Origin of the sequence: Solibacillus sp. FSL K6-4121 (assembly GCF_038002585.1) — a bacterium.
In the GTDB taxonomy this organism is placed as follows: domain Bacteria; phylum Bacillota; class Bacilli; order Bacillales_A; family Planococcaceae; genus Solibacillus; species Solibacillus faecavium.
The window spans coordinates 245,140-259,246 of sequence record NZ_JBBOCS010000002.1; the positions used below are offsets into that span (position 1 = coordinate 245,140).

15 protein-coding genes are annotated in these 14,107 nt (G+C 39.9%); 12 read left to right on the top strand and 3 right to left on the bottom strand.

Annotated features, from left to right (window positions below; translation table 11 throughout):
* Positions 1-141: 141 nt before the first annotated feature.
* Both MHH95_RS10680 and MHH95_RS10685 read right to left on the bottom strand, forming a co-directional pair.
* Positions 142-963, bottom strand: coding sequence for a squalene/phytoene synthase family protein (locus tag MHH95_RS10680; RefSeq protein WP_340727529.1), 822 nt, complete (start codon positions 961-963; stop codon positions 142-144).
* Between the two features lie 273 nt (positions 964-1,236).
* Positions 1,237-1,578: a hypothetical protein gene (locus MHH95_RS10685; RefSeq protein ID WP_340727530.1), complete on the bottom strand. Its 342-nt coding sequence runs from the start codon at positions 1,576-1,578 to the stop codon at positions 1,237-1,239.
* Between the two features lie 119 nt (positions 1,579-1,697).
* On the opposite strand from MHH95_RS10685, the gene MHH95_RS10690 reads away from it, so the two are divergent.
* Positions 1,698-1,838 carry a hypothetical protein gene (locus MHH95_RS10690; protein ID WP_340727531.1) on the top strand — a complete coding sequence of 47 codons (141 nt, stop codon included), beginning with the start codon at positions 1,698-1,700 and terminating at the stop codon, positions 1,836-1,838.
* Between the two features lie 49 nt (positions 1,839-1,887).
* Here MHH95_RS10690 and MHH95_RS10695 read toward each other — a convergent pair whose 3' ends face one another.
* Complete coding sequence (locus MHH95_RS10695; protein ID WP_340727532.1) at positions 1,888-2,331, bottom strand: NUDIX hydrolase; 444 nt, start codon at positions 2,329-2,331, stop codon at positions 1,888-1,890.
* A 154-nt stretch (positions 2,332-2,485) separates the two neighbouring features.
* Between MHH95_RS10695 and MHH95_RS10700 the strand changes: the two genes are divergently transcribed.
* The 11 genes from MHH95_RS10700 (at position 2,486) to MHH95_RS10750 (ending at position 14,063) form a co-directional block, all read left to right on the top strand.
* Positions 2,486-2,926, top strand: a complete 441-nt coding sequence (locus MHH95_RS10700; RefSeq protein ID WP_340727533.1) for an ASCH domain-containing protein — start codon at positions 2,486-2,488, stop codon at positions 2,924-2,926.
* A gap of 549 nt (positions 2,927-3,475) precedes the next feature.
* The gene (locus MHH95_RS10705; RefSeq protein ID WP_340727534.1) at positions 3,476-4,594 is read left to right on the top strand and encodes a thiolase family protein; all 1,119 of its coding nucleotides are present in this window, start codon (positions 3,476-3,478) and stop codon (positions 4,592-4,594) included.
* A 133-nt stretch (positions 4,595-4,727) separates the two neighbouring features.
* Entirely contained in the window at positions 4,728-5,903 is a 1,176-nt protein-coding gene (locus MHH95_RS10710; protein ID WP_340727535.1) for an acyl-CoA dehydrogenase family protein, read from the top strand.
* Between the two features lie 38 nt (positions 5,904-5,941).
* Positions 5,942-7,135, top strand: coding sequence for a thiolase family protein (locus tag MHH95_RS10715; RefSeq protein ID WP_340727536.1), 1,194 nt, complete (start codon positions 5,942-5,944; stop codon positions 7,133-7,135).
* A gap of 21 nt (positions 7,136-7,156) precedes the next feature.
* A complete protein-coding gene (locus MHH95_RS10720; RefSeq protein WP_340727537.1) occupies positions 7,157-8,446 on the top strand; it encodes an acetyl-CoA hydrolase/transferase family protein in 1,290 nt (429 codons plus the stop codon).
* A 43-nt stretch (positions 8,447-8,489) separates the two neighbouring features.
* Positions 8,490-9,401: an SDR family NAD(P)-dependent oxidoreductase gene (locus tag MHH95_RS10725; RefSeq protein ID WP_340727538.1), complete on the top strand. Its 912-nt coding sequence runs from the start codon at positions 8,490-8,492 to the stop codon at positions 9,399-9,401.
* A 35-nt stretch (positions 9,402-9,436) separates the two neighbouring features.
* On the top strand, positions 9,437-10,612 hold the full coding sequence (locus MHH95_RS10730; protein ID WP_340727539.1) for an acyl-CoA dehydrogenase family protein: 1,176 nt from the start codon (positions 9,437-9,439) through the stop codon (positions 10,610-10,612).
* A gap of 46 nt (positions 10,613-10,658) precedes the next feature.
* Positions 10,659-11,066: an FAS1-like dehydratase domain-containing protein gene (locus tag MHH95_RS10735; protein ID WP_191699377.1), complete on the top strand. Its 408-nt coding sequence runs from the start codon at positions 10,659-10,661 to the stop codon at positions 11,064-11,066.
* A gap of 10 nt (positions 11,067-11,076) precedes the next feature.
* Positions 11,077-11,457, top strand: a complete 381-nt coding sequence (locus MHH95_RS10740) for a MaoC/PaaZ C-terminal domain-containing protein (RefSeq protein ID WP_191699376.1) — start codon at positions 11,077-11,079, stop codon at positions 11,455-11,457.
* A 146-nt stretch (positions 11,458-11,603) separates the two neighbouring features.
* Positions 11,604-12,488: a R2-like ligand-binding oxidase gene (locus MHH95_RS10745; protein WP_340727540.1), complete on the top strand. Its 885-nt coding sequence runs from the start codon at positions 11,604-11,606 to the stop codon at positions 12,486-12,488.
* Positions 12,489-12,545: 57 nt separating this feature from the next.
* On the top strand, positions 12,546-14,063 hold the full coding sequence (locus tag MHH95_RS10750; RefSeq protein ID WP_340727541.1) for an aldehyde dehydrogenase family protein: 1,518 nt from the start codon (positions 12,546-12,548) through the stop codon (positions 14,061-14,063).
* Positions 14,064-14,107: the final 44 nt, after the last annotated feature.

The window sequence follows — 14,107 nt, forward strand, 5'->3', positions numbered from 1 at the left end:
GGTTGCTATAGAGGGGGATATGGTGCGAGGGAATTACTTTGTACCATATATTTTCATGATGAAATGTAAAAAGGAGAAATTGCAATGTGCAATCTCTCCTTTTTACGAGAGCTAAAAAAAATTATGTTCCAGCTCATATTTTTAGTCTGCCTGTACTTCTTCAACTGTTGCTTCTACCTCTGCACGTGACATTTTATCGCGACCTTCACGCATTGCTTGTAATGTTTTATGCGCTAATGCTAAAGGTAACTTACAGAATAGTTTAATCGAACGTTTGTCTAAATCTTTCATATAAAGATCGGCTTTTGCCAGGTTTTCCTCTGCATAAGCAAATAGTTCGGTACGAGTCCAGCCGTCTGGAACGAAGCTTACACCACGCTCATCTAAATCCTCTTGCTCGTTTCGTAAAATATTGACTGCCTGTAATCCCCGACCATAGCCAATCGCAAGCTCGCGGTCTGTTTTCGTACCTGCACTCCATTCCCAAAGCTCTGAAAGCATAACACCGACTAACCCAGCTACGTAATACGTATAGTCATCTAAATCTTCTTTTGTATGTACTTGCCAGTTTGCCAATGCCCATTTCGCCATACCTTCAGCCATTTCACTTGTTGCAGACGTTACAATCGGTAATGCGCCTTGTGGGCACACTTGTAGCCAGTCTGCTAAACGAAGTGTCACTTCCGGCATTTTTCCCTTTACAGGAGCCAATGCATCTAAATAAGCATTATTATCGAAAGAAGGGGCCTTTAATAGGTCTGCAACCTTTAAAAGTGTTGCATGTTTTACTTCATTTGATACTTCTTCATGATCTTCAATCTCGTCAATGGCACGCATCGCTAAGTATGCTGCTGCAACCGTTAGTTTTAATTCTTTTTCTAAAAAGGTAATGGGGATATAAAATGTACGGCTCGTCTCTTTTAGAACGCGCATCGCATCTTTTTGTAATTGTTTCGTTGTCATAAGGAAGACATCCTCCAATCTAAATTGCATCCACCTCTTATCGTAACGCAAATTTGTAAAAAGGGAAAATAAAAGTTCTGTCCCAAAATGAAACATGAGCATGCAATTAGAAAGTTTTAGCTTAAAAGTAGAACGGAGGCAGTGGAAAGTAGAACGGGAGCGGCGGAAAGTAAAATGATTGTGGGCAAAAGGAGAACGCTCCACCTGAAAAAGAGAAAGTTCCCAGCCTATATAAACCGCCCCTCCTTAAACAGAGAGATTTTCAACATAAACTTACATACTCGAAAATAATCTTGCAAGCATATAAAAACTACCATTAATCAAGCAAATAATTAACGCGGAAAATGCGTATGCCTTATTCTTTTTAAATTCATATAAAAACGCTATGAAACCTAGAATTAGTATTCCGATCCAGCTACCTTCCCATAATACATTTTCCAGCCTATCAGGTAAAAGTGTGAAAACTCCTGTCAAAAAGCTGGTCCAAATAGCAGCAGTTAAACCTAAGAAAATGATACTTAACTTTGATGGTTTTCCTGAATCACTTCCCCAGTAATAAAGAATTACTATAGGAAATATACAAAGAATTGCAACAATCAGAAACAAGATGAACATTATACCGCCCCCTTTATCATTTTTAAGTTTGACGTATTGTTTGGTAAATAGTTCCAGTTAAAATGAATATCTCTCTAACTTTTCAACCGATACAGTGGCTATGTACGATTGCTACTTTTATGATTAATGTGGACGGATTGTTACTGGAAACACATCTCGCTGGAAAAGAGGAAGCAGATACACAAGGTCAGCTAGATGCTTTAAAACTATATCTTAAAACAGTGCTGCAAATAAATGAACATGGTGTAAGTATGATTTGAAACAGAAAACGGAAACGCAAATAGTGCAGCGTTTCCGTCAACTTTACTCTTATGAAATATATCCAACCTTTTTGAGAAAGATTTTAGAAATGTAATTCAAATGTGGAAGGTTATCTAAAGGGAAATATTGCAGGTCCTTCGTTTCATCCTTTTCCTTAAGTTTCCCTGTAATTTTTACTGCTTCATATATAGCGGTAGCATTATAAATTTCATCGCCATTTGGGTATTTGTAATAGGTTTCTTTTCCGGAGGCTATGCCGATTAATTTCAATTCCTCGGCGTTTAAACCAGTTTCTTCATGTAATTCTTTTTGGGCAGTTTCTTCAAAGCTGTCACCAAGCTCCATGCCGCCACCCGGTAGACCCCAATCATTAGTATCTTCCCGTAATTGTAACAATAACTCGTTGTTATTATTTAAAATAATTACGGCAGATCCAGGTGCAATGATAGGTCTTTCTCCAACGTATTGTCGTAAAGTTTCAATGTAATCCATAGTAGTTTCACACTCCTTTATCGCAATTAACTAAATACTAACATATATTTAGTATTGGAAAGTAATGATATATGTTAAATTTGTTTAAATAGGTATTTTAAGTTTTTGTAGTAAATATCTAGTAATTATAAGATTGAAAGAAGGAGTTACAATGATGAACAAGATTGATACATATTGGCAGCAGTATTGTGAGATGGAAGGCTTATCAAATATACGTTACAAGGAAGCATTTCAATTTGGAGAGAAAGCGGATTGGTTGGCTAGCCTCGTTGTTGCAGGCACTAAAACGGCAACTTGTTCAAGCTTTCCATTGTACGAATTGGAAGGGGAGGCATTACCAAAAGTAGGTGACTATCAAATTGTATTAAATAGTCAGGATGAACCGGTTGCCATTATAAAAACCTATTCAATAGAAGTTTATCCATTCAACGAAGTGCCTGTTGATTTCGCATTAGCTGAAGGGGAAGGGTCGTATGAAGAATGGAAAGAAGCGCATATCGCTTTCTTTGGCCGAATACTGCCTGAATATGAGTTGACGTTTACAGAAGAAATGCTAACTGTATGTGACAGATTTGAAAAAGTATATCCAAAGTAGATAAGGAGCAAGTATTTCGTGTAATACGAAGTACTTGCTTTTTGTTTACTTCAAATTAAAATGCCAAAAAATCTAAACGAAGAAAAAACTTTTCAATGTTTGTGGAAGTGGTTATAAGTTCCTATTGTATTGAAAGCATTAGAAAGGGAAATATTCATGAGGAATATGTTCAAGTGAAATCTATTGGTGTTCATTCTATTCTTGTTTCTAACGTATTCTTTAACTTCCACAATAATTAAAATCAGTTTCAAGAAATGCTGTAAATATTATATTGACATTTTGATGGATTCTTCACGATGTTATTGGTCCGATAATAATTGCTGAAGTTTTACGGATTTTATTATTTAAAAATATTACTATATTTAGAATAATTTAAACGAAATTTATATATATAAGATAAGAGTACTATTAAATATTCATCTGGTAGGTTGTAATTTTTTTGTTTATGCAACATATAGTGAATTTGGAGTAAAGGGTTCCACCATTTTTCAACAAGGAGATAGAACGAAACCAGTATCAGCCAATTAATTTCAAAGGGGGAATAAGTGTATGATAGAAGCGGTAATTGTAGCTGCAACGCGCACACCAGTTGGTAGAAGAAATGGAGTATTAGCAGAGGTAAGAGCAGATGACTTAGCAGCAGATGTTCTAGAGGATGTAGTAAAACGAGCGGGAATTGACAAGGCGCTTGTGGAGGATGTTATTTTTGGCTGTGTGACACAAACACTGGAGCAGGGTGGAAATATTGCACGTGTAGCAGCACTGATGGCAGGCTTTCCGATCGAGGTACCGGGTGTTACGATAGACCGACAATGTGGATCAAGTCTACAAGCAGTTCATTTTGCAGCGCAGGCGATTTTAGCAGGTGATATGGACATTGTCATTGCAGGTGGGATTGAAAGCATGAGCCGAGTACCGATGGGATCGAATGTTCAAGGGAGAGGCAAAAGCGAACGTATAAAAAAATACGAGCTTATTAATCAAGGGTTATCAGCAGAGCGGATTGCAGAACAATGGGAGTTAACAGAACAGGAAATTAACGAATACTCTGTGCTCAGCCAAGAACGGGCCATCAATGCGATTAAAGCGGGTAACTTCAAAGACGAAATTGTGCCGGTTGGAGACGTGGATACCGACGAAGGACCGAGACCAGGAACAACAGTTGAGGTACTGCAAGGCTTGAAAAAGGTATTTAAGGAAGGCGGATTAATTTCTGCGGGAACTTCTTCACAAATGAGTGATGGTGCATCAGCTGTACTCATTATGTCCAGTGAAAAAGCGAAGGAGCTTGGTGTGAAACCGATGGCGAAAATCATTGCACGCACAGTCGTAGGTTCTGATCCTACACTTATGCTAACTGGACCGATTGAAGCGACAAAACGTGTACTTGAAAAAGCGAATTTAACAATTGAAGATATGGATACTTATGAAGTAAATGAAGCATTTGCCCCTGTGCCGATTGTTTGGGCAAAAGAACTTGGAGCGGATTTGGACAAATTAAATCCAGACGGCGGTGCGATTGCACTTGGTCATCCACTTGGCGCAACAGGGACAAAGCTATTAACTTCGATGCTTTATCGGATGGAGCGCAATAACCAACGCTATGGCTTACTTGCGATTTGCGAAGGAATGGGTATGGCGAATGCCACAATTATAGAAAAAATATAGATCAAAAGTATTAATAAAATTAGGAATAATATAAGAATTAATTTCATAGTTAATAGAATATCCATAAGTTATGTAATCGCTTTCAAATAGATAAAACTATAAAAAATAACATGAAGAAGAGAGTGTGAAGAATATGAATAAAACAATGACGAAATCAAGAAAAGAATCACGTACGTTCTTAAATGATGAACATATTATGTTTAGGGAATCTCTTAAAAAATTTATAGAAAAAGAAATTGAACCTTATTTTACACAATGGGAAGAAGATCGCATTGTTCCCCGTGAATTATGGACAAAGCTAGGCAGCCAAGGATTTTTATGTCCAAGCGTTGAGGAAAAGTATGGTGGAACAGGGCTAGACTTTATTTTTGATGTAGTTCTATCAGAAGAACTGTCTAAAGTTGGCGGCGGCTTAAGTGGCATTGGTTTGCATAGTAATGTCGTAACACCTTATATCACGTCATTTGGTACAGAAGAGCAGAAGATGAAGTACTTGCCGAAGTTTGTTAGTGGTGAATGGATTTCTGCCATTGCAATGACAGAGCCAGGTGCTGGATCTGATTTGCAGAAAATTACTACTACAGCGATTAAAGATGGTTCTGACTATATTGTTAATGGTACAAAAACCTTCATTACAAACGGAATTCTTTCAGATGTAATCATCATCGCCTGCAAAACTGATCCAAAAGCGGTACCTGCCCATAACGGGGTAAGCTTAATGATTATTGAACGAGGGATGGAAGGATTTTCACGCGGCAGAAAGTTAGACAAGGTTGGTATGCATAGTCAGGATACAGCAGAATTAATATTCGAGAATGTTAGAGTTCCTGCAGAAAACTTGCTTGGAGAAGAAGGAAAAGGTTTCTTGTATTTAATGCAAAAATTACAACAAGAACGACTACTTACTGCAGTGGGCGCTATTACAGCTGCTAAGGATATGCTAGATCTGACTTTACAATATGTTAAAGAGCGAGAGGCATTTGGTAAACCAATTGGCAAATTCCAAAATACACAATTCGTATTAGCTGAAATTGCGACGCAAGTACAAATCGGTCAAACATTTGTGGATGATTTAATTATGCGCCATTTAGACGGACAGGAAATTGTGACGGAAGTATCAATGGCCAAGTGGTGGGTGACGGATATGGCCCGGAAAATCTCTGCAGAGTGTATGCAATTACATGGTGGCTACGGCTATATGGAAGAATACAAGATTGCGAGACGTTTTAGAGATATTGCTGTCACACCGATTTTCGCAGGTTCCAATGAGATTATGAAAGTTATTATTGCTAAAAATATGGGGCTGTAATAGTACCAAAGAGTAAGAATTTGCGAGGTGAGATGAAAATGAAAAATGCCGTAATAATAGATTCTGTTCGTACAGCAGTTGGCCGGATGGGAGAGACATTGAAAAATGTAGAGGTTGATTATCTCGCGGCAAAAGTGCTGGATGAAATCGTCGTCCGTACCGGTATCAGTAAAAGTGAAATCGATGAAGTCATTCTTGGGCAGGCGAAGCAAAGTACAGACTCGCCCAATTTAGCTCGCTTGGCGCTTTTACGTGCCGGCTTTCCGATTGAGATTACAGGATACACAGTTCATCGGCAATGTGGCTCAGGTCTGCAGGCAATGAATAGCGGTGCACAGCAAATTATGTGTGGTTTATCGGACATCATTATTGCTGGTGGAGCTGAAAGTATGAGCACAGCACCGTATTATTTGCGAAATGCCCGTTACGGTTATGGTGCAGGAAACGGTGAAATTCTGGATTCAAACACGGAAAGTCAGCCACGGGCACAACCTATTGAAACGTATGGAGCTTTAACGATGGGGATGACAGCGGAAAATTTAGCTGAAAAGTACTCCATTTCTCGTAGTGAACAGGATGAGTTTGCTTTAAGAAGCCAGGAAAATGCGAAAAGAGCCATTGAATCAGGTTTGTTTACGCAGCAAATTGTACCTTTTGAAGTCAAGACGAAAAAAGGAATAGTCGAATTTAAAGTAGACGAGCATCCTAGAGAAACAACTTATCAAAAGTTAGCCCAGTTAAAGCCTGTCTTTAAAGAAAACGGCACCGTAACTGCTGGCAATACAAGCGGTCGAAATGATGGCGCGGGTGTTATCATGCTGATGTCTGAAGAAGCGGCTGCTCGTTATGATAAAAAGCCTAAAGCAAAAATTATTGCGCAGGCTGTGGCAGGGGTTTCACCGGAAATAATGGGAATTGGCCCTGCGCCGGCAACGAGAAAAGCGTTGAAAATAGCGGGCTTAACACTGGATCAAATAGGGTTGATCGAATTGAATGAAGCCTTTGCTGCACAATCTTTAGCGGTTATTAAAGAACTTGGTCTTGATATAAACCGCGTTAATGTAAATGGAGGAGCGATCGCCCTTGGTCATCCAATTGGAGGCACGGGCGGAGTTTTAATGACAAAGCTGCTTCATGAAATGGAAAGACGCGGAGAAAAGTATGGTTTAGCAACATTCTGCATTGGCGGCGGTCTAGGTATTACGACAATTATTGAAAATATGCAGTTGTAGAACGAGCCGGAGTTGATCGAGATGGTCCAATCAGATTGGAAACAAATTTATATAGAAAAGTGTACCACCACAGAAAAAGCAATCCATCAAATTGAGTCCTTTCAAACGATTTTTTTGGCGCCAATGTGCAATGAACCTCAAGCACTTGTTGAAGAGTTAATACGTCAAAAGGCGCGTTTGCAAGGGATTTCACTATATTCCATCGTTTTAGGCAGCCCATGTAAATATGCGGATGCAGCCTGTCATCCTCACTTTAGCATTCGGACATTTTTAAGTTCACCTTTACTGCAAAAGGCTTATGAAAATAACATATGTGATTATCTTCCAGTGAACTTCTCGGAAATTCCTCGGTGGATCAATGAAGAGAATATCGATGTTGCGCTCATCCAGGTTTCACCACCAAATGAAAGTGGGTTTTGTAATCTTGGTCTTTCTGTAGATGTAGTTCAGACATTGATCAAAGAGGCGAAGATTGTAATTGCAGAAGTAAATAGCAATCTTCCTGAAACAGCCGGGGAAACGCTTGTTCATGTATCAAACATTAGTTATTTTGTTCCTTCCGACCGGCCGTTACTTACAATTCGTAATAGCCGGACTTCTGAGGAGGACTTAGAAATTGGCCGGTACGTTGCAACACTCATACCTGATTATGCAACGATCCAAGTCGGTGTTGGTAAAATTGCTACCGGGATTGTTCAATCACTTCATTCGAAAGTAGGTTTAGGAGTGCATTCCGGTTCTCTTACTGACGATATTATGGATTTGATAAAGGTCGGTGTCGTTACAAACGAGCGGAAAGAAATCAACCGTAATCGAACCGTCTGTACAACCCTTACTGGGACGAATGAGTTGTATGATTTTTGTCATCGCAACGAACGTATTGAACTTTACCCGATAAATTACACACACAATGCAGCCATAATATCGAAAATAAGCAATTTCTATTCAATCAACTCGGCGCTGGAAGTCAGTTTATCGGGTCAAATAAATGCAGAGCAATTTGATGAAAGCCATGTAGTGGCGGGAGTTGGCGGGCAGATGGATTTTATCCGAGGATCAAAGCTTTCCCCAGGTGGAAGATCAATTATTGCCCTGCCTTCTACGGCACAAAACGGGACGGTATCGCGTATAAAGGTGCATACACAGTATGTGACTTCGTTAAAGTCTGAAGTGGACTACGTTGTCACAGAGTATGGCATTGCAAAATTGTTTGGGAAATCCCTAAAAGAGAGAGCAGAAAACTTAATTGCCATTGCTCACCCAAAATTCCGAACTGCTCTATACGAGGAATTAGAACAATTGCAGCGATAGGATTCTTTAACCTACTAACTTTTAAACGAGAAAGGGTGTTATTTTGGCTAACTTAAAGGATAAGGTGGCGATTGTCACAGGTTCTGGCCGAGGGATTGGACGAGATATTGCTCTGCTTCTAGCAAAAGAAGGAGCAAAAGTTGTAATCAATGATTTAGGTGGGGGATCAGACGGTAAAGGAAATGATTCCAAAATTGCAGATGAAGTAGTTCAGGAAATACTGGAGCTGGGCGGAGAAGCTGTTGCCAACTATGATTCTGTTGCTGACTATGAATCTGCTTCAAATATTATAGATACAGCTTTATCAAGATTTGGACGATTGGATATCGTTGTAAACAATGCAGGTATTTTAAGGGACCGGATGCTATTTAAAATGAGTGAGGCAGAATGGGATGCGGTCATTGCAGTCCATTTAAAAGGATCGTTTAATATGACCCGAGCTGCAGCCCCATACTTTAAAGAGCAAAAAAGTGGGCGCTTTATTCATTTTACTTCCACTTCAGGTTTAATCGGAAATGTTGGCCAGGCGAATTATTCAGCTGCCAAGTTAGGAGTTGTCGGGTTGAGTAAAAGTACAGCGTTGGATATGGCTCGCTATAATGTAACGTCTAATGCGATAGCCCCATTTGCATGGAGCCGTTTAATTGGGACAATTCCTGCAGAAACAGATGATGAAAAACTAAGAGTTGAAAGGCTTAAACAGCTTTCGCCAGCCCATATTGCCCCATTAGTTGGTTTTTTAAGTTCGGATGAGGCAGCCGATGTTTCCGGACAAATTTTTGGTGTACGAGGGAAGGAAATTATGGTATTTTCGCAGCCGCGTCCCGTCCGTTCGGTATTCAATGCAGACGGTTGGTCCGTCGACAGTTTAAGTGCAATTAAAGGTTCACTTCAATCAAGTTTTACACCTCTTGAAGTCAGTGCAGACGTTTTCCCATATGAACCATTAGTGTAAAAGGATTAACAGCAAAATTGTAAAGGGGGAGAAAAATGGACTTTCAGCTATCGCCGGATTTAATGGAAATGAAAAAATCCATTAGAGATTTCATAGACAATGTAGTGGATCCACTTGCTGGACAAATTGATCGAGATGATCACATTCCGGAACATATTATGAAAATGACGCAGGATATTGGATTATTTGGCCTAAGTATCCCAGCAGAATATGGTGGTACAGGCATTGATATGGTCGGCAAATGCGGTATCTATGAAGAAATCGGGCGTACGTCCAACGGATACACAACTGTAATCGGTGCACATACAGGTATTGGAACGGTCGGAATTGTAGATATGGGAACGGAAGAGCAGAAGCGAAGATATTTACCGGGCATGGCGTCGGGTGACATTATTGGTGCATTTGCTTTAACGGAACCAAGTGCAGGTTCCAATGCGGTTGCATTAAAAACAACAGCCGTTCGCAAAGGTGATAAATATATTCTTAATGGCTCGAAGCATTATATTACGAATGCATCCATTGCCGATCTCTTTACGGTAATGGCTGTCACGGACCCAAGTAAAGGCGCAAAAGGAATTACTTCCTTCCTTGTAGATAGAAACTCTCCAGGTTTTATCATCGGAAAAACAGAAGAAAAGATGGGTCTTCGTGGATCACATTCTTCTGAAATCTTTTTTGAGGATTGTGAAGTTCCGATCGAAAATGTGCTGGGCGTAGAAGGTTTAGGCTACGTCAATGCCCTGAAAATTTTAGCAAATGGCCGTGCAGGACTAGCTGCAAGGAATTTGGGCTCATCGCAAAAGCTATTTGAGTTATCCGTCAAATATGCGCATGAGCGTGAACAGTTTGGTAAACCGATCTTTGAGCAGCAGATCATTCAACACTACTTGGCAGAAATGGCAATGGATATTGAAACATTAAGAGCCTTTACGTATCGGGTAGCTTGGATGGTGGATCAGGATATGAATGTCATTAAAGAGGCAGCGATGGCAAAACTTCTCGGGTCAGAAATTTATAACCGTATAGCGGATAAAGCTGTTCAAATCCATGGTGGTATAGGCTATATGAAAGATTTCCCGATTGAACGATATTATCGTGATGCACGTATTACAAAAATTTATGAAGGCACATCCGAAATTCAGAAAAATATTATTGCTGCTCAAATTCATAAAGAATATATGAAAACGGCATCGCCAGCACACATCAAATAATGGAACTCCATTTACCTATTAATAACTTTTAAGGAGGTGAGTTTACTTGAGTACAGAGCTTGAGGAAAAAGTTGGTATGAAAATAGAGTCCTATACCTTTAGAGTAGAAAAAGGAAAAATCAGAGAACTAGCATTAGCGATTGGAGATTTGAAGGAAGAGTATTTGAATGGTGAAGCTGTCCCACCTACCTTCCCAACAGTCATTGATTTTTGGGGCGGGGATTCCTCCTCATCTGAACTTTTAAATTTGAATATGAAGAAGGTACTGCACGGTGAGCAGGAGTATGAATATTTCAGAGAAATCATACCTGATGAAAATATTACTGTACATGGCGTTATTGAAAAAGCATATACGAAAGCCTCCATGAACTTTTTTGTCTTACGCAAGGACTATTTGGACGAACAGGGTGAAACGATACTAATTAGTCGTTCTACAATTATTGAAAGGCACTAGGAGGGATTCTATGGAGATCGGCTATACGCTTGAACCTTTACAAAAGGAAGAAATAACGCATACACAGCTTGTTCGATATGCAGGCGCATCCGGAGATTTCAACCAAATTCATACTGTTGTACCTTATGGGGAAGCAGCTGGTTTAGGTGGAGTCATTGCACATGGCATGTTAGTTATGGGCTTCGTCGGTCAGGCAATTGGACAATGGTTTGAGGCGAAGGATCTGAGAAAATTTACAGCACGATTTAAAGCGATGACAAGACCCGGTGAGAAAATAACGGTGCAAGGCCGGGTTGTCGATGAAAAGGATGATCGCTGGATTTGTGAGGCTGAAGCAATAAATGAAGATGCAGAAGTAAAAGTAAAAGCGTTTTTCGAAATTAAGAAATAAAGGCTTTAATTAGGCTTCTTAGACAGACAAGAGAGATTCATTTCGTAAAAGTTGTTGTGGTAACTACTAATTTACAGTGAAAATCTCTATTTTTTATGCGTTTTTAATAGAATGCATCAAAACATAAATTTAAGGGGGACAAAGCAATGAGAGAATATGTTACGACAAAACAGCAAATTAACAAAAATTCACTTCCGTACAATTTGTATCAAAAGGCGAAGAAATTCGGTATTTGGAATCCGGTAGATATCGATTTTAGCCAAGATAAAGAAGACTGGAAGAAGCTATCGGAAGAGCAACAATTAGAGGTTTTGACGCAATTTGCTCAATTCATTGGTGGCGAAGAAGCGGTAACACAAGATATCCTGCCAATGATTATGGCAGTTTCCAAAAAGGGCTGGTTTGAAGAAGAGTCTTATTTAACGACATTCCTTTTTGAAGAAGCAAAGCATGCTGAGTTTTTCAGTCTGTTCTTGGAAGAAATCGGTGTTACCGAAGATTTGACGCATTTACTATCTCCAGGCTATCGGAAGTTATTTGATGAAACGCTGCCGGAGGTTATGGGGAAATTAATTGACGATCAATCACCTGAAGCGATGATAGACGCAGCGGTTACTTACAATATTTTTGCAGAAGGCGTATTAGCTGAAACAGGTTACTGGTTCTTCCATGAAGCATTATCAAAGGTCAATCTGTTCCCAGGATTTATTTCAGGAATTCGAAATGTAAAGCGTGACGAAGGACGCCATATCGGCTTTGGTACTTTCCTTATTCAGCGTTTAATTAGTGAAAATCCTGAACTGGATTTGTTTGAACGCGTACAGCAAAGACTTCAGGAGCTGTTACCGATTGCAATGATGCTAACAGAACGAAAAGAAGGCGAAACAGTAACAAGCCTTGGAATTGAAGCAGGAAAATCAATGGAGTTTGCGATGAAACAATTGCAGGCGCGTTTAATGGTTCTTTCACGTGCAAAAGGAAAAACACTGGAAGAAATCTACGATACAGAAGTTGTTTTTGAAGAAGTATAAAAAATTCAGGCAAGATGCTTTACAGAATATCGTTTTTTATTTAAAGGGGGATGGAAGATGACGACAGAAGTACAAGTGAAGATTTTTCCACAGTTTATTAATGGTGAATGGACACCATCAGCTTCAGGTGAATTCTTTGATGTAATCAATCCGGCGACATCAGAGGTAGTTGCGAAAGTTTCAAAAGGAAATGCCGACGATGTGAACATGGCAGTTCAAAATGCGAAAGAAGTATTTGAATCCGGTGTTTGGTCAGGAAAAACTCAGGCAGAACGTGCCCAAATTATGATGCGGTTTGCGGGGAAGATTAAACAGCATGCACAGGAAATCATCTTTTTGGAAGGCATTAGTACTGGAGCGACACTGCGTAAACTAGGGGGGGCGGATATTCGTCAGTTAATACTGTCTCTTACACAGACGGCAGATTTATCACTGAAATATGAAGCGGTAAAGGCACTGCCTGTTAATGAACAACTAGGGGCGAATCGCAGCTTACTTGTTCGCGAGCCACTAGGGGTAGTGGCGGCTATTACGCCATTTAACTTCCCATTAGTATTGGCAATGTGGAAAATTGCACCAGCTATTGCTATGGGGAACTCCATTATTATTAAGCCAGCTTCAAATACACCATTAGGTACATTAAAGCTTGCCCAATTGGCAGTTGAAGCAGGTATTCCACCAGGTGTTATCAATGTCGTAACAGGTCCAGGGGCTGAAGTAGGTGATGCACTTGTAACACATCCGGATGTATCGAAGGTTGCGTTTACAGGATCTACAGAAGTAGGTCGGAAAATTATGGCGCAAGCTGCAGGTACAGTGAAGAAAGTTACGCTTGAACTTGGAGGGAAGGCTCCTGCAATTGTTCTTCCGGATGTTGATCTGGAAGTGGCTATTCCAGGAATTCTGCTCGGTGTATTTTTCCATTCAGGGCAAGTATGTGAAGCGAGTACACGTTTAATTGTCCATGAGTCCATTTATGATATCGTCGTTCATCAGCTAGCTGAAACGAGTAAGAAGATTAAACTCGGTCAACCGCTTGATATGGCTACAGGAATGGGACCAGTCATTTCTGAATCACAAATGAATAAAATTCTTGATTATATTCAATCCGGCATCGATGAGGGAGCAAGACTTGTATGTGGTGGTAAACGTGCAACAGAGCCGGGACTGGAGAATGGTTTCTTTATCGAGCCGACTATCTTTGCAGATGTTACAAATGATATGAAAATTGCACGAGAAGAAATATTCGGTCCAGTTCTTTCTGTCATTAAATATTCAACAGAAGAAGAGGCAATTGCCATCGCAAATGATACTGAATACGGATTAACAGGCGGCGTTTGGGGTCGTGATGTGACAAAAGCAAATGAAATTGCAACGAAAATTAAGGCCGGAACAATTTGGATTAATGACTGGCATATTTTCCGTACAGATGCTCCATTTGGTGGCTATAAGCAAAGTGGAGTTGGTCGTGAGCAAGGAGCACAAGTATTTGACGATTACACAGAGCTGAAAAATATTTGTACGTCATTAACGACAGAAAATTCGCAGCGCCCGGCTTTAGGTTTAATTTTCTAATCTGATTACGCCAAGGCGAAATAGATTAACAAAAAGAATGGAGA